Annotated in this window: 18 protein-coding genes; 4 read left to right on the forward strand and 14 right to left on the reverse strand. The window is 60.3% G+C overall.

Features of this window, described 5'->3' with window-relative positions; translation table 11 throughout:
- Nucleotides 1-20: 20 nt before the first annotated feature.
- The 9 genes from PPTH39_RS13280 to PPTH39_RS13320 all read right to left on the reverse strand — a co-directional run bounded on the left by PPTH39_RS13280 (nucleotide 21) and on the right by PPTH39_RS13320 (nucleotide 8,094).
- Nucleotides 21-272 (reverse strand): hypothetical protein, encoded by a 252-nt coding sequence (locus PPTH39_RS13280; RefSeq protein ID WP_095001843.1) that lies wholly within the window; start codon nucleotides 270-272, stop codon nucleotides 21-23.
- 84 nt (nucleotides 273-356) lie between these two features.
- On the reverse strand, nucleotides 357-1,667 hold the full coding sequence (locus PPTH39_RS13285) for an MFS transporter (protein ID WP_095001842.1): 1,311 nt from the start codon (nucleotides 1,665-1,667) through the stop codon (nucleotides 357-359).
- Between the two features lie 36 nt (nucleotides 1,668-1,703).
- Entirely contained in the window at nucleotides 1,704-2,930 is a 1,227-nt protein-coding gene (fucP, locus tag PPTH39_RS13290) for an L-fucose:H+ symporter permease (RefSeq protein WP_095001841.1), read from the reverse strand.
- Between the two features lie 148 nt (nucleotides 2,931-3,078).
- On the reverse strand, nucleotides 3,079-3,420 hold the full coding sequence (locus PPTH39_RS13295; protein ID WP_095001840.1) for an L-rhamnose mutarotase: 342 nt from the start codon (nucleotides 3,418-3,420) through the stop codon (nucleotides 3,079-3,081).
- On the reverse strand, nucleotides 3,417-4,193 hold the full coding sequence (locus PPTH39_RS13300; RefSeq protein WP_095001839.1) for an L-fucose dehydrogenase: 777 nt from the start codon (nucleotides 4,191-4,193) through the stop codon (nucleotides 3,417-3,419). The genes PPTH39_RS13295 and PPTH39_RS13300 overlap by 4 nt, the downstream gene beginning before the upstream one ends.
- A complete protein-coding gene (locus PPTH39_RS13305; protein ID WP_130872054.1) occupies nucleotides 4,190-5,035 on the reverse strand; it encodes an amidohydrolase family protein in 846 nt (281 codons plus the stop codon). Before PPTH39_RS13305 ends, PPTH39_RS13300 begins: the two co-directional genes overlap by 4 nt.
- A 24-nt stretch (nucleotides 5,036-5,059) precedes the next feature.
- A complete protein-coding gene (locus PPTH39_RS13310; protein WP_095019231.1) occupies nucleotides 5,060-6,337 on the reverse strand; it encodes an L-fuconate dehydratase in 1,278 nt (425 codons plus the stop codon).
- Between the two features lie 14 nt (nucleotides 6,338-6,351).
- Nucleotides 6,352-7,200, reverse strand: coding sequence for a fumarylacetoacetate hydrolase family protein (locus tag PPTH39_RS13315; protein ID WP_130872055.1), 849 nt, complete (start codon nucleotides 7,198-7,200; stop codon nucleotides 6,352-6,354).
- Between the two features lie 153 nt (nucleotides 7,201-7,353).
- On the reverse strand, nucleotides 7,354-8,094 hold the full coding sequence (locus tag PPTH39_RS13320; protein ID WP_095019233.1) for an SDR family oxidoreductase: 741 nt from the start codon (nucleotides 8,092-8,094) through the stop codon (nucleotides 7,354-7,356).
- A 238-nt stretch (nucleotides 8,095-8,332) separates the two neighbouring features.
- Here PPTH39_RS13320 and PPTH39_RS13325 point away from each other — a divergent pair, with 238 nt between their 5' ends.
- Nucleotides 8,333-9,094, forward strand: coding sequence for a FadR/GntR family transcriptional regulator (locus PPTH39_RS13325; protein WP_095001834.1), 762 nt, complete (start codon nucleotides 8,333-8,335; stop codon nucleotides 9,092-9,094).
- A gap of 120 nt (nucleotides 9,095-9,214) precedes the next feature.
- On the forward strand, nucleotides 9,215-10,432 hold the full coding sequence (locus PPTH39_RS13330; protein ID WP_130872056.1) for an EAL domain-containing response regulator: 1,218 nt from the start codon (nucleotides 9,215-9,217) through the stop codon (nucleotides 10,430-10,432).
- Here the strand turns inward: PPTH39_RS13330 and PPTH39_RS13335 are convergent.
- Entirely contained in the window at nucleotides 10,425-11,723 is a 1,299-nt protein-coding gene (locus PPTH39_RS13335; protein ID WP_130872057.1) for a histidine-type phosphatase, read from the reverse strand. The two genes, PPTH39_RS13330 and PPTH39_RS13335, sit on opposite strands and share 8 nt — an antisense overlap.
- 305 nt (nucleotides 11,724-12,028) lie before the next feature.
- Here PPTH39_RS13335 and PPTH39_RS13340 point away from each other — a divergent pair, with 305 nt between their 5' ends.
- Together PPTH39_RS13340 and PPTH39_RS13345 are read left to right on the forward strand one after the other, a co-directional pair.
- Nucleotides 12,029-13,270 (forward strand): glutamine synthetase family protein, encoded by a 1,242-nt coding sequence (locus PPTH39_RS13340; protein ID WP_165446524.1) that lies wholly within the window; start codon nucleotides 12,029-12,031, stop codon nucleotides 13,268-13,270.
- 65 nt (nucleotides 13,271-13,335) lie between these two features.
- Nucleotides 13,336-14,649: an MFS transporter gene (locus PPTH39_RS13345; RefSeq protein ID WP_095001830.1), complete on the forward strand. Its 1,314-nt coding sequence runs from the start codon at nucleotides 13,336-13,338 to the stop codon at nucleotides 14,647-14,649.
- Nucleotides 14,650-14,749: 100 nt separating this feature from the next.
- Here PPTH39_RS13345 and PPTH39_RS13350 read toward each other — a convergent pair whose 3' ends face one another.
- The 4 genes from PPTH39_RS13350 to flgA all read right to left on the reverse strand — a co-directional run bounded on the left by PPTH39_RS13350 (nucleotide 14,750) and on the right by flgA (nucleotide 17,352).
- Nucleotides 14,750-15,490, reverse strand: a complete 741-nt coding sequence (locus PPTH39_RS13350) for a flagellar brake protein (RefSeq protein WP_095001829.1) — start codon at nucleotides 15,488-15,490, stop codon at nucleotides 14,750-14,752.
- A 96-nt stretch (nucleotides 15,491-15,586) separates the two neighbouring features.
- Entirely contained in the window at nucleotides 15,587-16,054 is a 468-nt protein-coding gene (locus tag PPTH39_RS13355) for a flagella synthesis protein FlgN (protein ID WP_095001828.1), read from the reverse strand.
- 49 nt (nucleotides 16,055-16,103) lie between these two features.
- A complete protein-coding gene (gene flgM, locus PPTH39_RS13360) occupies nucleotides 16,104-16,430 on the reverse strand; it encodes a flagellar biosynthesis anti-sigma factor FlgM (RefSeq protein WP_095026582.1) in 327 nt (108 codons plus the stop codon).
- A 151-nt stretch (nucleotides 16,431-16,581) separates the two neighbouring features.
- Nucleotides 16,582-17,352 (reverse strand): flagellar basal body P-ring formation chaperone FlgA, encoded by a 771-nt coding sequence (gene flgA, locus PPTH39_RS13365; protein WP_095001826.1) that lies wholly within the window; start codon nucleotides 17,350-17,352, stop codon nucleotides 16,582-16,584.
- Between the last annotated feature and the right edge of the window lie 50 nt (nucleotides 17,353-17,402).

Below are 17,402 nucleotides of genomic sequence, written 5' to 3' on the forward strand. Positions count from 1 at the left end.
GGGGGGATAGGTGTTTACCGTTACAACCACGACTCGGTAATGCGCCGGTCCAGTTCTTCCCAGTCAGCCATGCCCAGCACCCGGGTGGTGTTGAGGCCGCGCAGGTAGCCGCGCAGCTGTTGGGCACTGGCCTGGATGTCGGCAGTCGGAGTGTTTGCGCTGTGCAGCGTCTCTTCGTAGAGGCTCAGGTATTCGTTTACGCGGTCGCGGTACTCGGGCAGTACCGCTTCACGGATCAGGTCGAAGGTGCGCAGTTTTTGATTGGTATTCACGGGTCACCCTTTGTGAGTTTACGGGCTGTTGTTTGTTACCCAATGTAGCTCACATGTGACCCGTGTTAATACCCGCAGTGCCCCTCAGTGTGGTGTGGCTGCCGGGGCCGGGAGTTTGCCCGGATTGCCGCTCGCCCTCGCTGAGCGAATCAGCATCAATGCGCCCAGCAGCGCCGTGCCGGCCAGAAAGTACATGCCCGCGTGCGGGTTGTTGAAGTAGCCCTCGGCCCAGGTTTTGACCGTGGGTGCAAGAAAACCGCCCAGGTTGCCCAGGGCACCGATCACGGCAATCCCGCTGGCCGCCGCTGCACCACCCAGAAAGCGGGTAGGCAGTGTCCAGAACAACGGTTGCACGGTGATAAAACCGGCGGCAGCCACGCAGAACGCCATAATCACCAGCACCAGGTTGCCACTCAAGGTCGAGCCGATCATGCCCACTGCGGCCATTGCCAGCATCAATGCGGCATAGCGGGTTTGTTGGCCCTTGCGGTCAGCATGGCGTGTCACCAGGTACAGCATGCATACGGTGGCAATCCACGGAATGGAGGTCAGGGCGCCGACCTTAAGGCCAATGCCGGTACCCAGCAACTCGGCGATCCGCGTTGGCAGGTAGAACAGCACGCCATACACGCTGACCTGAATGGTGAAGTAGATCAGGGTGAAGTACAGCACCACCGGGTTGAACATTGCTGCACGCCACGACGACGGGCCTTTGTTGGCTTTTTGCAGTTGCTCTTTTTCCAGCTCGTGTTCGATCGCGGCCTTTTCTTCGGTGTTCAGCCACTTGGCATCCCGGGGTTTGTCGGTCAGGTAGAAGAACGCGAATACGCCGATGATCGAGGCCGCCAGGCCTTCGGTGACAAACATCCATTGCCAGCCGGTAAGGCCGAACTGCGCGCTTTCCAGCAACCAGCCCGATACCGGGCCGCCCACCATCAACGACACCGGCACGCCAAAATAGTAAATGCCATAGGCCGAGCCACGCTGGTTCTGCGGGAACCAGTAGGTCAGGTACAACACCACCCCCGGCGATAGCCCGGCTTCGGCTACGCCCAGCAGAAACCGCAGGATATAGAAGCTGGTTTCGTCGTGGGCAAACATCATCGCCGCTGAGACCAGGCCCCAGGTCACCATGATCCGGCTCAGCCAGATGCGTGCGCCGATCTTGTGCAGCATCAGGTTGCTCGGTACTTCGAACACGGCATAGCCGATAAAGAAAATCCCCGCACCCAGGGCAAATGCCGCGTTGCTCAGGCCGGTGTCCGCCTGCAGGGCGTGTTTGGCAAAGCCGATATTGGAACGATCGATGATCGCCATGGCGAACATCAGGGCGACAAAGGGCAGGATGCGCCAGCGGATCTTGCTCAGCGCCTGTTGCAGTGCGGGGTTGGTCATGGGGTGCTCCGTTATTGTTTTTGTGGAGTACAGCAATCAGATTTTTTTCAGGGCAGCACGGGCATAGGCAGCGACGATTACAAAACAGCCCATTGGCAACAGATAGGCCACGGCCGTGGAGGAGTGGTCGGCCACCAGACCCATCACATAGGGCAGCAGCGCGCCGCCAACAATGGCCATGATCATGAACGAGCTGCCGCGCTTGGTATGTGGGCCGAGGTTTTTCACGCCCATGGCAAACAGGGTGGGGAACATGATCGACATAAAGAAGAACGTCGCCACCAGCGCGACCACCGATACACCTTCAAACCCCAGCACCACCACCGCACACAGCGCCACGTTGATCAGCGCATAGATCAGCAGCAGGCGCTGGGCATTGACCCTGCCCATCAGCCAGGTGCTGAAAAAGCGTCCGAACATAAAGCTGAGCATGGCCACCGAAAGCAGATACGCGGCTTGCTGGCTGCTCATCTGCGCCCAGTGCTCGGTGACGTAGTTGATAAAAAACGCCCCCACGCCAACTTGTGCTCCCACATAAAAGAACTGGGTGATAACCCCCGTGACGAATTCGCGGTGTTGCCACAGGCCTTTGTGGTCGTGCTGCGCAACTTGCACTTCCTGCTCGCGCAGGTCGGGCAGCGCAGTGCGGGCGATAAGGATGGCCACCAGCAACACCAGTGCGGCAATCACCAGATAGGTCATTTGCAGCGATTGTGTGGTGTCGGTGCTGTTGGCACCGCTGAAGAACAGTGCGCCGCCAATCAAGGGGCCGAAAAACTGCCCCAGGCCGTTGAACGACTGCGCCAGGTTCAGGCGGCGCTCGGCTCCGGCGGGTTCACCCAGCACCGTGGCGTAGGGGTTGGCGGCGGTTTCCAGGCAGCCCAGGCCGCAGGCAATCACAAACAGGGCGAACAGGAAAAACTGAAAACTCTGCGCCGCAGCGGCGGGCATAAACAGCAGGGCGCCGGTGGCGTAGAGGCACAGGCCCAGCAGGATGCCGGCCTTGTAGCCGTACCTGTCCATCAGCAAACCGGCGGGCAGGGCTATCAGAAAATACGCGCCAAAGTAGGCGCTTTGCAGCAGGCCCGACTGCGCCTTGCTGACGTGCAGGGTTTCCTGGAAGTGCTTGTTGAGCACATCGAGCAAGCCATAGGACAGGCCCCAGAGAAAGAACAGGCAGGTGACCAGGATCAGTGCCCGGCGATAGGACGTGACCGCCCGGGTAAAGGACGGCGCTGCGACGTTCGGGTGCTTGAGTGACATGACGCATCTCCTTCTTATTGTTGTGAGTTCGGCGTTGTGGTTTGCGTGGATCTACACCCTGTGGGAGCGAGCCTGCTCGCGATGCAGGCGGCTCGGTTTGCCTGACCACCGCGGTGATGCCATCGCGAGCAGGCTCGCTCCCACAGGGTCAGGGAGAATCTTTCAGGCTGAAAATCTGTGCCATTGGCGCCCATTTTTCACCGGGCTTTGTCCAGGGTGTAGGCTGCTGAAAACGCCACATCAGCGCTTCCCATTCCTGCACCTTGGGGTCGCTGGCGCCAGCCCGGGCAAAGGCCTCGGCGCTAAACCCCGGGGCTGTGTCCATGACCATGAACAGCCGCGTGCCCAGGCGCCATATCTGCATGTCGAGCACGCCATACCCGCGCAAATGGGCGCTGATCTGCGGCCAGATGTTCTGGTGCAAGCGCTCATACTCGGCAATCAGCGCCGGGTCGTCCTTAAGGTCCAGCGCCAGGCATTGGCGGTTCATGTCAGCGCCCGGTCCAGGTGGGTGTAGCCACCGTCCACCACCAGCCATTGCCCGGTGGTGTGGGAGGCGCGCGGGGAGAGCAAAAACAGCACGCTGTCGGCGATTTCTGCGGCCGTGGTCATGCGCCGGCCCAGGGGAATTTTTTCAACAATGCTCGCCAGCTTGGCTTGCGGGTCGGCGAAGGTGTCGATCCAGCGCTCGTACAAGGGGGTCATGACTTCGGCCGGGATCACCGCATTGACCCGGATCCCGTCAGCCAGCAATGAAGTGGCCCATTCGCGGGTCAACGACAGTTGCGCGCCCTTGGCGGCGGTGTAGCCGCTGGTCCCGCCTTGCCCGGTGAGGGCCGTCTTGGAGCTGATATTGACGATGGCACCGCGGCTGGCCTTGAGCGCATCGACGCACAGATGGGTCATGAGATAATAATGGATGAGGTTTTTTTCCAGTGACTCGACAAAGGCCGAGCGCCCGGCTTCAAGGCCAACGCCATCGTTGACCCCGGCGTTATTGACCAGCCCGTCAATGCGCCCGAAGCGTTGCAGCACGCTGGCGACTGCCGCGCGGCAGGCGTCTTCGTCGCGCAGTTCGACCTGCACAAACAGGCTCTGCGCCCCGCGCTGATCCAATTGCCGGGCCAGCTCATCGGACAGCGGGCTGTGGCCGAAAATCACCGGGATCGCACCTTCGTCAGCCAGCCCCAGGGTGATGGCTGCGCCGATCCCCGAGCCGCCGCCGGTCACGATAAACACCTTGTCTTGCAGATGCAGATTCATTGCGTCACTCCCTCTATGTTGTAGACGCGGCACGCCGTACCACCCCAGATGGCCGCGTGCTCTGACACGCTGGCGACCAGGGTGTGAGTGGCCTCGTAGTCGCTGGCCAACAGGCACACCGGCCAGTCGGAACCGAACATCAGGCGCTCGGGGCCAAACAGTTCCAGTGCCATGTGCAAATAGGGCGTCAGTTGTGCGCTGGACCAGTCCTGCCAATGGGCTTCGGTGATCAGCCCTGACAGCTTGCAGCTGACGTGGGGCAGGGCCGCCAACGGTGCCAGTTGGCTGGCCCAGGTTTTCAAGTCCCCGGCCTGGATATCGGGTTTGCCCAGGTGGTCGAGTACCAGATGGTGCTGGTCATGCTGCTGGCACAGTTCGGTAACCGTGCGCAGATCCCGGGCCTTGACCAGCACTTCGTAGACCAGTCCCTGGCGTTGCAAGGTATGCAAGCCACGGCTGAACCCCGGATTTTGGATAAACTGGGCGAGCGAGGGTTCGTCCTGCAACTGATGACGAAAGCCACGCAAAACCGGCGCTTGCGCCCAGCGTTCAAGCGATTGCTCAAGGTCGCGGGCACACAGGTCGACCCAGCCCACCACGGCGCGAATCCACGGGTAGCGCTGCGCCAGTCGCAACAGTTGATCGGTTTCACTGGCACAGGCGCGGGCCTGCACGGCGATGCAACCGTCGAATCCGCCAGCATCGAGCAAGGGCCGCAGATCATCGGGGGTAAAGTCCTGGCGCAAACCGCTCATGTCGCGACCTATCCACGGATAGGCCGCGGCGTCATAGCGCCAGAAGTGCTGGTGTGCATCCAGTCGTAGTGAGTGCGGGGACGACATTATTGTTGTACTCCGTCCGTTTGCTTAGCCCCGGTAGCGGTACTGCTCGCGGGAGGCGGCCTTCATCTGGATCGAGAAGCCCGGAGCCTGTGGTGGCATATAGGCCGCGTTGCGGATCACGCAGGGGTCTTCGAAGTGCTCGTGCAGATGGTCGACAAACTCCACCACCCGGCCTTCGTGAGTCCCGGCGATGCACAGGTAGTCGATCATCGACAGGTGCTGCACGTACTCGCACAGACCAACGCCGCCTGCGTGCGGACATACCGGCAGGTTGTACTTGGCGGCCATCAGCATCACCGCCAGCACTTCATTGACCCCGCCCAGGCGGCAGGCGTCGATCTGCACCACGTCAATGGCTTCACGCATGATCAGTTGCTTGAACACGATACGGTTCTGGCACATTTCGCCGGTCGCTACCTTGACCGGGCTGACACCCAGGCGGATTTTTCGATGACCTTCGACGTCGTCCGGGCTGGTTGGCTCTTCGATAAACCACGGGTTGGCGAATGACAGTTCGCGCACCCAATCGATGGCCGCGTCCACTTCCCATACCTGATTGGCATCGATCATCAGCTTGCGATCCGGGCCCAGTACTTCCCGGGCGATACGCACGCGGCGGATATCGTCCTGCAGGTCGTGGCCGACCTTCAATTTGACGTGAGAGAAGCCCGCATCCACCGCTTCCTGACACAGTCTGCGCAGCTTGTCGTCGGCATAGCCCAGCCAGCCGGCGGAGGTGGTGTAGCAGGGGTAGCCCTCAGCCTCGAGCAAGGCCAGTCGCTCGGCCTTGCCATTGGCGCGCTCGCGCAGCAGGGTCAGAGCTTCTGCCGGGGTGATGCAGTCGGTGATATAACGAAAGTCGATACAGCGCACCAGTTCTTCGGGGCTCATGTCTGCCACCAGACGCCACACCGGCTTGCCTTCGGCCTTGGCCCACAGGTCCCAGGCGGCGTTGACCACCGCACCGGTGGCCAGGTGGATGGCGCCCTTGTCCGGGCCGATCCAGCGCAACTGGCTGTCGCTGGTCACGTGGTGCCAGAAACGGCCCATGTCTTCGGCGATCCACTCCAGCTTCAAACCCACCAGCAGGCTGGCCAGGGCCTTGATCGAGGCACAGCAGATTTCGTTGCCGCGGCCGATGGTGAAGGTCAGGCCATGGCCTTCAAGGCCGGGGGTGTCGGTTTCGAGGATGACATAGGCCGCCGAGTAGTCAGGGTCCGGGTTCATCGCGTCAGAACCGTCGAGGGATTGCGAGGTGGGGAAGCGGATGTCTTCAACCCGTACGGCAGTAATTGTGGTCATGGTATGGCTCCCTGTCAGTCGGCGTTCACGGTGCGTTGCTGTTGTTCGCCCAGCCCGCTGATGCCCAGGCGCATGGTCTGGCCGGCACGCAGGTAGACAGGCTCGGGTTTGATACCCAGGCCGACGCCTGGCGGGGTGCCGGTGGAAATCACATCCCCCGGTTGCAGGCTCATGAACTGGCTGAGGTAGCTGATGATTTTCGGGATCTGGAAGATCATCGTGCGGGTGTTGCCGTTCTGGTAGCGGTGGCCATCCACTTCCAGCCACAGGTCGAGCTGGTGCGGATCGGCGATTTCGTCGCGGGTCACCAGCCACGGGCCCAGCGGGCCGAAAGTGTCGCAGCCTTTGCCTTTGTCCCAGGTACCGCCCAGCTCCAGCTGGAACTCGCGCTCGGAGACGTCGTTGATCACGCAGTAACCGGCCACGTGTTCCATGGCCTGGTTTTCGCTGATATAGCGTCCGCCTTTACCGATCACCACACCCAGCTCGACTTCCCAGTCGGTTTTGCGCGAATTGCGCGGGATTTCGACGTTGTCGTTGGGGCCGACGATGGCGCTGGTCCATTTGCTGAACACCACCGGTTCGGCGGGGATTGCGGCACCGGTTTCGGCAGCATGGTCGGCGTAGTTCAGGCCGATGCAGATAAATTTTCCGACCTGGCCGACGCAGGCGCCGATACGGGGGGAGCCCTCAACCAGTGGTAGGGTGGACGGGTCGATATCTTGCAGGCGGACAATGCTTTCGGAGCTCAGGGTCTGGCCTGCGATATCCGCGACCACTGCCGACAAATCGCGCAGTTGGCCGTCGTTGTCGAGCAGGGCGGGACGCTCCTGGCCTTTTTCACCGTAACGCAGCAGTTTCATAAACAATCCTTTTTGGGGGAGGGGCAGGGCCCAGTGGGAGCAGGCTTGTTGCGGGAGCGGGCTTGCTGGCGATGGCATCAGCGCGATTTGCCTGATACAGCGCAGCGATCCAATCGCGAGCAAGCCCGCTCCCACAAGGTCAAAAGCTTGCGGCTAGTTACTCCAGCCGCCATCAATGATTTGTGCCGTGCCGGTGGTAAAGCCGCTGGCACTTGAGCCCAGGTACAGCGCCAACTGGGCGATTTCCTCGGCGGTGCCAATGCGGCCCATGGGCTGGCGCGCGGCAAAGGCGGCATACACCTCGTCCACGCTGCGGCCTTCGCGCTCGGCCTGTTCGCGAATACGCTGGCGCAGGGAAGGGGAGTCGACGGTGCCGGGGCAGATGGCGTTGCAGCGGATGTTCTGGCTCACAAAGTCAGCCGCTACAGAACGGGTCAGGCCAATCACCGCGCCTTTGCTGGCGCAGTAGGCAAAACGGTTGGGCACGCCTTTGACGCTGGAGGCGACCGAGGCCATGTTGATGATCGAGCCGCCGCCGCTGCCCAGCATGCCCGGCAAAAAAGCGCGGATCATGCGGTACATGGCTGTCACGTTGAGGTCCAGGGCGAAGTTCCAGTCCTTTTCTTCGCATTCCAGGATAGTGCCGCTGTGCACCACGCCCGCGCAGTTGAACAGCACATCCAGTGGGCCCAGCTGTTTGGCCAGGCGCTCGATGGCAGCAGCATCGGTGACGTCCAGAACATGTTTGTGCGCGCCCTCAAGGGCGTCGAGGGCGCCGGCATTGATATCGGCGGCGAAGACTTCGGCACCGGCGGCGAGGTATGCCTGGACGGTGGCCTGGCCAATCCCCTGCGCAGCGGCAGTGATCAGCACACGTTTGCCGGAAAGATCCATGGGTGCTCCGTTACGATGTCATTGTTTTTATAGTTGGCCCAATGGTCAGGCCATTGGGGGCGTAGCAAATGGCAAAACGACACAAGTACAAGGATAAGGTTTGCTATGATCGCTTTACGATATCCATCCAATGGTCAGGCCATTGGGCCTTTTGTAGCATGCACCTCAAGCTTCAACAAGCGTCTTTTTCAGCTCCAAGTGCTTGTCGAATGCTGTCCAAACCAGAGCTTATTTCCTGATGCCATTTCAAGTTATTGATAACCAACGGCTTTATCGGCAAATCGCTGATCAGCTACGCGCCTTGATCGACAGCGGTGAATTTCCGCCGGGCAGCCGTTTGCCAGCCGAGCGTGAACTGGCCAAGTTGCTGGGTGTAAGTCGTGCCTCGGTACGTGAGGCGATGATTGCGCTTGAAGTGATAGGTCTGGTGGATGTACGCGTCGGTAACGGGGTACTGGTCTGTGAGCCGCCGGTGCAGGCGGTGTCAGATGAACCGGTTATGGCCCAGGCTACGCGCAACCAGTGGAAAGAACTGGACCCCGAGCTGAACCTTGAAATCGACTTCAATGCCGAAATTCCACCGTTCGCGCTGTTGCAGGCCCGTCGCCTGATTGAGCCCGAAGCGGCGGCGCTGGCGGCGATCAATGCCAGTGACGAGGAGTTGGCGGGCATCCGCGAAGCTTTTGAACGCAACGTTCAGGACAACCGCGAAGGGTCCCACACCCACCCCGGCGATCGTCTGTTCCATATCCGCATTGCCCAGGCCTCGGACAACCCGGCCTATGCCCTGATGATCCAGCATCTATTGGGCCATCGTTACGGCAGCATGTTCCAGCGCCTGCAAAACCACTACACCCCACAGGATATGACCCATCGCTCGGAAGATGAGCACCGCCGTATCCTGCTGGCGCTCGAGCAGCACGATGCGCCCGCCGCACGGCAGGCAATGGCCGAGCACCTGGATGAAGTGATCCGTATATTCAGTCGCAGCGCGCGCTGACATTCAATCGCCAGTCGGGAGGGTTGGCATTAGTCCTACATTTATTGGGACTTTTCCTAGGTAAAAATCTTTCAGCATTCGAGATGATTGACCTACACCGTTTCTCGATGGTTCATCTTAATGCCTGGAAATCCCCTGCGTGTCCTGATCCTGGAAGATGACAGTTTCCAGCGTGCTGTTGCGGTAAGCATGTTTCGCTCCCTGGGTTGCCATGACGTGTTTGAGGCCAGTGACGGCAGCCAGGCGTTGACGGTTCTTCAGCAAGTGGGGCCGGTGGATATCGCCGTGTGCGATTTGCAGATGGATGGCATGGACGGCCTGGCGTTTTTGCGTCGCGTGGGCAGGACGGGGCAAGTCCGGTCGATTATTGTCAGCAGTGCGCTGTCGGCCGATTTGCGTTGTGCTGCGCATCAGCTCATTGCCCTGTTGGGGCTCGAGTTGCTTGGCGATGCCGGCAAACCGTTGTATGCCGCTGTGCTGCAACCTCTGTTACTCAAGTATCAAAGCAGTATCTGCACGCTCGGACCTGTACCGGGCAGCACGCTGTCACTGGCTTGCGAGGACGAAGTGCGTCAGGCTCTGGCCCTGCAGCAATTGCAGGCCTGGTATCAACCCAAGTTCAATCTGCAAACCGGCGAGGTGACCGGAGTCGAAGTGCTTTGCCGTTGGCTGCACCCCGATAAGGGCGTGCTACCACCGGCGGTATTTATCCCGGTGCTGGAGCGCTGCGGCTTGATGGACGAGTTGCTGTTTGCCCAACTCGATCAGGCGTTGAGCCTGCAAGAGCAAGCACGGACACGGGGTTATCCCTTGAACATGGCGTTCAACCTGCAAGCGTCGCAACTGGCTAACAGTCAGCTGACTTATACCCTCAAGGGGGTTCTGACCCGTCATGTCACGCCGGGCTCCAGGTTGACCTTCGAATTGACTGAAACCGGTTTGCTGCAAGCTCCGGTCGCTAGCCTGGAGAATCTGGTGCGCCTGCGCATGATGGGCTGCCGGTTATCAATTGACGATTTTGGTGCCGGTTTTTCGTCATTGCAGCGGCTGTGCCAGTTGCCATTCACCGAAATCAAGCTGGACGGTGAATTTGTGGGCAACCTGGAGCATGAACCGCGTTGCGCCGCCGTGATCGCCAGCACCCTGGCCCTGGGTAAAGCCTTGGGTATGTCGGTGGTTATTGAAGGGATTGAAACCGAGGCACAGTCCCAGCGTTTGCTGGCCATGGGCTGTGTTGAAGGGCAGGGTTACTGGTTTGCGCGGCCCATGAGCGGGCAGGACTTGCTGTGCTGGTTGCAGCAACGTGAAGCAAGCCCTGCCTTAACCACCGCTAGTTGAAGGTATAGGGCGTCAGCGCGGTGGGGTCGATGTTCTGCTCGACTTGGACCATCGCATCCTTGAGCGGGCAGAGCAGGCCTGCGCTGGTTTTGCGGCAGTCCCCGGCGCTTTGGAAATCGCTCCTGAGGGGTTTTTGCGTGGCGGTCAGTTGGGTCAGGTTACGAATCTGGTCCATTGACTGGGCCTCAAAGGCGATGCGCAAAAAGTACTCGCCGGTTTTGACTTCCTTGTAACGTTCGAACTGCAACGTACCCACGGGCGGGATGTTGTTGGCGATGTAATCTCCCTGCTTCCAGCCGAAGCCGAGCATGGTGCGCAGGTAAGAGATATTGGTGTCGTGAGCCACCAGCAGCATCAGCGGTACATCGGGCGGGCTATCCGGCGCGTCTTTCTGCTCCAGCGGGGTGCCCTGCTTGAGTTCCAGGGCAATCTGGTTCATCAGCTCGGAAGCGCCGCGGCTGGCGATATAGGGGATGTCGTTGAGGTAGTCGTACTTGGCCTTGGTCAGCACCATCAGGCTGGATACCTCGGCGGCGGTGCGGCCGTTGCCGAAGGCGACCTTGTCCAGTGGCAGGCCCTGGCTATATTCCAGACGGAACACTTCGCCCATATTGGCACCTGCGCTCAGGCCCTTGATCGCGAAACGGCCCTTGGCGTTTTGTTCCAGTGTCCAGTCCTGTTTGCCATACGGGCAATCGGTGGCAGGCAGGCAGACGACCTCCCTGAGTTTTTCTTCAAAGGGTTTGTAGCGTGCCTGTGCGGCTTCGACGCTGCCGCCCAGAGCCTTGAGGATTTCGGCTTTGGCCTTGGCCGGATCGAGCGCGGCAAAGGGCATTTCATTGGCCTGGAACAGGGCATCCTGCTTGCCGTGGACATAGCCCGGTTGCAGGCCGCAGCCGGGGAACATGCCATCGAGCAAGGCCTGGGCCGTGGCCTTGGTGCGTTGCAGGGGGCTGGCGTGTACCAGCAACTGGCTGGCATCCGGGCAGCCCCGGGGGATCAGCCCGGCGGCCCGCAGCACTTCACCACGGTAACGGCCCATTTCCACCGCGCCGGTATAGCCGTGGCCGGTCAGGTTACCGAAGGGCACCAGCCAGGTTGGCCATTTGCGCTGGGTGACCGAGGTCAGCAGCTTTTCATTGGATTCGGTAGGCGGGCGCACTCCGTGGCGGCTGACCTGCACGACTTTATCCAGCACATAGCCATCGCTGCTGGGTATCTGGGCCAAGGCTGCGGGGCTGAACAGGCTGGCCAGCAACAGGCCGGTATAAAGCGGGGGCAGCGTCTTCATCGATCTTCCTTTGGGTCTTCCTGACACAGTGGGCGAAGAGTCTAGTCGGCAAATAAGACAAATGCCGAGCTCCGTAGCGGCTGCCGAAGGAAGGATCACTGTTTTCGCGAGATTTGTGCGGTGCTCGCTTGAAATTCCGAACAGGCAGTGCGTATTTTGTAGCCATTGCCCTGCGCGGCCTGCTTAACAACAAGGATAGTGGCATGAATAGCGATGGCCAGGGTTTGCTCGCACAGCGATTGGCGGGTATTGATGAGATTGAATGCGTCACCCCCGACCTCAATGGCGTGCCCCGTGGCAAGGTGATGACTGCTGCGGGGTTTATAGAAGGGCGGCGCTTGCAGATGGCCCGTGGCGTGCTGCTGCAATGCATCATGGGTGGCTACCCGGAGTCACGCTTTTATGGCGGCGAGGACGGTGATCTTGCCTTGGTGCCAGACCTCACCCAGCTTCATCGCCTGCCCTGGAGCCAGCCAACCCGTGCCCTGGCCATTTGCGATGCCGATGAGCTCAGCGGTGAAAGCTCGCGTCTGTCGACCCGTGGCCAGTTGAAAGCGGTGATCGCCCGCTACGCGGCGCGGGGACTGGCGCCGGTGGTAGCGACCGAGCTGGAGTTCTTTGTGTTTGCGCACAACCCCGATCCGGCCCAGCCGTTCCGCCCGCCCGTGGGCCTGGACGGGCGCCGTGAAGACGGATTTTCGGCGTTCAGCATCAGCTCCAACAACGGCTTGCGGCCTTTTTTCAATGAGGTGTACCTGTGCATGGCGGCACTGGGCTTGCCCCGTGACACCTTTATGCACGAGATGGGCGTCAGCCAGTTCGAGATCAACCTGCTGCACGGTGATCCGATGCTGCTGGCCGACCAGACTTTTCTGTTCAAGCACCTGCTCAAGGAAGTTGCCCTCAAGCATGGCCTTAACGTGGTGTGCATGGCCAAGCCGCTGGCGCACACGGCCGGCAGTTCGATGCATATTCACCAGAGCGTGGTCGAGGCGGCCAGCGGGCGAAACGTGTTCAGCGACGAAGCGGGGCAGCCGACAGCCACCTTCCGCCATTTTATCGGCGGGCAGCAGGCGGGCATGGCGGACTTTACCGCGTTGTTTGCGCCGAACGTAAATTCCTATCAGCGCTTGTTCCACCCCTATGCGTCGCCGAACAACGCGTGCTGGTCCCATGACAACCGGAGTGCGGGTTTACGCATTCCAGCCAGCTCACCTGCGGCGCGGCGGGTTGAAAACCGTTTGCCGGGGGCGGACGCCAACCCCTACCTGGCAATTGCCGCCAGCCTCGCGGCAGGGTTATATGGCATCGAGCGTGGGCTTGAACCGAGTGCTGCGATCCAGGGTGAGTTCCAGGTGCCCGAGGCGCTGACATTGCCCTGCACCTTGCACGCGGCACTGGCACGCCTGGCCCGTAGTGAAATGGCGATTGAACTGTTCGGCACTGAGTTCATCGAAGGTTACGTTGCGTCCAAGACGCTGGAACTGACCAGCTTCCATGACGAAATCACGCCCTGGGAACGTCGCGTTCTGGCGGCTCAGGCTTGACCGTTTAAATCTGTGGCGCCGGGCCTGTTCCCGGTGGCAGACACAAGGAGCCGTAGGGAAAGCCAATGCACCAGATCTGGAAGTCCTTTAGAGCGTTGTATTTTGCCTCGCTGATGATGTTGATCGGTTCCGGCCTGTTGAGTACTTATCTGGCGCTGCGCCTGGCAGCGGACAATGTCGACGGCCTGTGGATCGGCGCGCTGATGGCGGCCAACTATTTTGGCCTGGTGCTGGGTGGCAAGATCGGCCACCGGCTGATTGCCAGGGTCGGGCATATTCGTGCCTACGCCACATGCGCCGGTATTGTCGGTGCGGCGGTGCTGTGCCACGGGCTGACGGACTGGCTGCCGATCTGGCTGTTGCTGCGGGTGATTGTCGGTCTGGGCATGATGTGCCAGTACATGGTCATCGAAAGCTGGCTTAACGAGCAGGCCGAGGCCAGGCAGCGCGGCGTGGTGTTCAGCCTCTACATGATCGCCTCCTATCTGGGGCTGGTGCTTGGGCAATTGATCCTGGCGGTTCACCCGCAGCTCGGTCTCGAGTTGTTGATGGTGGTGGCCTTGTGTTTTGCCTTGTGCCTGGTGCCTGTAGCCATGACCCGGCGTATTCACCCGGCGCCTTTGCACCCGGCGCCGATGGACCCGAAATTTTTTATCAAGCGTGTGCCGCAGTCGTTGATTGCGGTGATGGGCGCGGGTTTGCTGGTGGGCTCGTTTTACGGTCTGGCACCGCTCTACGCATCGCAGCAAGGGCTGTCTACCGAACTGGTCGGCTTGTATATGGGTAGCTGCATTTTTGCCGGCTTGCTGGTGCAGTGGCCGTTGGGCTGGTTGTCCGACCGTTATGACCGGCCGTTGCTGATCCGTATTTTCGCCGGCTTGCTGGCGGTGGCTGCGTTGCCATTGGCGATCTTGCCGGCGGTGCCCATGCAGGTACTGTTTATTGCCGGTTGCCTGGCGGCTTTGCTGCAATTTTGCATCTATCCGCTGGCCGTGGCCTTTGCCAACGACCATATCGAGCCGGAGCGTCGTGTGTCGCTGACGGCCATGCTGCTGGTGACTTATGGCGTGGGCGCAAGCGTGGGGCCGTTGGTGGCGGGGGTGCTGATGAAGCTGTTTGGCAGCCAGATGCTCTATGGGTTTTTCAGCGTGGCGGGGTTGATCCTGGTATGGCGGATTCGCCCGAATGCGGTGACCAACCTGCACCAGGTCGATGATGCGCCGCTGCATCACGTGGCCATGCCCGACAGCATGTCCAGCTCGCCGCTGGTCGCCGCCCTTGACCCGCGGGTGGATGAGCAGGTGGTGCAGGAACAGATGGTGCAGGAGCCGGTGGTGGAGGAGCAGGAGCCAGAACCGGAACCAGAGTCCAAGACATAGGCAATACCCCTGTGGGAGCGGGCTTGCTCGCGATGGCATCAGCGCGGTTTTTCAGCCAGATCGCGCCCTCTGCATCGCAGGCAAGCCAGCGACCACTGTTTCAATAATCATCGTCTTTATCAAACTGGCGCGCCTCGCGCTGCAGTTGATAGACAAATCGCTCGACCTGGCGCTGCACTGCGCCGCTGATGTTGTGAAAGCGCATCCCGGCAAAGGTGATATTCAGCCGCTCTTCAAAATGCAGGTAGCGCAACTCCACCGGTGTAGACATCAGGCCAAACGGCAGGTCGGCGCTGAAGCGCTCATACACCTGGCCCAGTTGCATGCCCTGGCTGATATCCCCCTCAAAACGCAATTTGCAGCCGGTTGCCGAAACGTCCAGCAACTTGCCCTTGATCGGCGCCTTGAGCTTGTCACCCGCCACTTGCACATTGACCAGATTGGCCAGCCGCAGGGCCGCACGGAATGCATTGCGGCGCTGGTGGTACACCACTTCGTGGGGCATCGCGCCGCGATAACAGCGGTGCTCATGACGGTCATCAATGGTCAGCGCCGTGGTGCACTCCCAGGCGATACGCACGCCATCATGGAAGCCCTCAACCTTGAACGGCACCCCCGCTTCAAGAAAACGCTCACCGTCACGGGGGATCATTTCGTCCAGGGCCATGGTGTTGCTCTCGCGATTAACATCCACCACATAGCTCTGGAAGCGCTGGGTGCGGTCCTGGAAAGTAATGATCAGCGGGTCATGGCTCTCTTGCAGCATCCGCAAGTTGGAGGCAATTTCCAACGGCGTGGTGAGCACCTTTGGCGGTTGCGGAGCATCTTGGGCGTCGAACACGTTTGATCAATCTCCAGACAAAATACAGCGACACGCAAAAGATGGGCATTCTGCCATCATGTTGTGTGTCTCGCTACATGCGGTGGTTGCGCGGGCTCAAGCCTGGCTGTAGGCGCGGTGCTTGTTGAGCATCGAGGTGGTGCCGCGTGCGTCATACAGAGACGGGGCTTCGCCGCCATGGAGGATGCGCAACTGGTTGGCGGTGATCGCCTGCTGGGTCTGGATCGACTGACCATTGAGCAGGTTGGCGGCCTGGCATTTCGCTAGCAGCTGGTTCAGTGCATCGCTCTGGGCGAGCAGTTGTGTTCCCACGCTGGAATGGCTGGCCAGGCTTTCGAGGCCGCTGCGGTTGGTGGCCAGGCCAAGGCTGGCGAGAATTTCGCTGCGTCTGCGGCCATGTTGCTCAAGCAAAATGATCAGCGACTGTTTGCGCGCCAGAATGTTTTCCAGCACCTGCATGTCGCGGCCTTTGAGGGCGATGGATTCGTCCTGTAACAGGCCGAGCAATTGCTCGGCAGGAGCGAGGTCATCGTTGATCAGTTGCAGTAAATTTTCGTCGTGCATGGCGGGCTCTGGGAGTTAAGCGTCCAAAAGCGCGGCACTGGCCGTTGGCCTAGCGCTGGGCTTCCATGTCAAGCAGTTTGCTGGCGATCCGGTCGCTGTCGACTTTGTAGCTGCCGTCCGCGATGGCTTGTTTAAGCTCTGCCACCCGATTTTTGTCGACTACAGGTTGGTCACGCAACGAGTCGCTGATCTTCTGCAACTGTTGAGCCTCTTGGCTGAGGTGAACAGATTCCCCGCTTGGGGCGCTGACGCCGTTTTGCTCAGGGTTTATTGCCGGGGCCGCTTGCGTGGCGCTGCCGGTTTCCTGGTTGGCGTTACTGCGTGTACTGCCGGTCAGGGGCGGGGCGCTGTTGAGACGACTGAAGTCGATGACCATAACGTTAAACCTCGGGGTATTTGGACGCTTGCCATGTTTTCGGCCATACCCGGAAAAACTTTAGGCTCGATTAATCATGGCTTCACACAGAGCTGTACTGATCTGCGTCAAATGACAGTGTAGGAAAGTCGCGAGACTGATGCCAACTTTCCTATAATGCCACTTCTACTTGCCCGGGTGCTGTCACCCTGGCGCGGATAACACGCTTGGAGTTCAGGTTTTTTACCCGTATTTGCTCGCTAAGGCCACCGTCTGACAGGGCTTCGCCGGGCATCTTGACACTTAATGTGCCGCTGCGCGCGCTGATCACCACATGATCGCCCTTGCGCACGGCTGCGGCCTGCTCCAGGTGGGTGAGGGTCAGCACCTGGTCGGTGACCATGGGCCTGAGCAATTTTTGCCCCACGGCCAGCTCGGTGGCGGTCAGGTAGCCCTGGCTGATCAGGCTGACATCGCGCTCGCGCAGGGTCACGTCGGGGTAGTCGATAACCATGCCGCGCTTGAGCGGGTGATTGACGGTGACTACGTCGCGGAACAGTTTGACCTGGGCCGGCACAAAGATGGTCCACGGCGACAGCCCTTCGCAGCGTACGCGCACGATTACCCGGCCCATGGGTTGCGCCGGGCTTTCGAGGGAAGCTGTCAAATCCTTGTCGCACTGGGCCAGGCGCAGGCGCGGGTCAAGATTGTTGACCTGGATCTGATATCGACCCTCGGTCTGGCTGGTGGCCAGGTAGTCTTCAACCGTGAATTCAAGAAAGCCCTGGGTCACGCCGATAAGCTGTTCAGGCGATGTAAACGCGTCAGCCCTGCTATAAGTGCTGAGTGCAAGCAAGGTGCCCGCCGCCAGCGCGCTCAGACCACAGCGGCGCAGACTCGGCAGGAAAGGTCGGTGGCAGGATTTTGTCGTTTTTGCGTTCATGACCGATAAAAAGCAAGCCCCGTGCCGTTTTCGGAATATGCGGGTTGAAA

This window comes from Pseudomonas bubulae (assembly GCF_900618535.1).
In the GTDB taxonomy this organism is placed as follows: Bacteria; Pseudomonadota; Gammaproteobacteria; order Pseudomonadales; family Pseudomonadaceae; genus Aquipseudomonas; species Aquipseudomonas bubulae.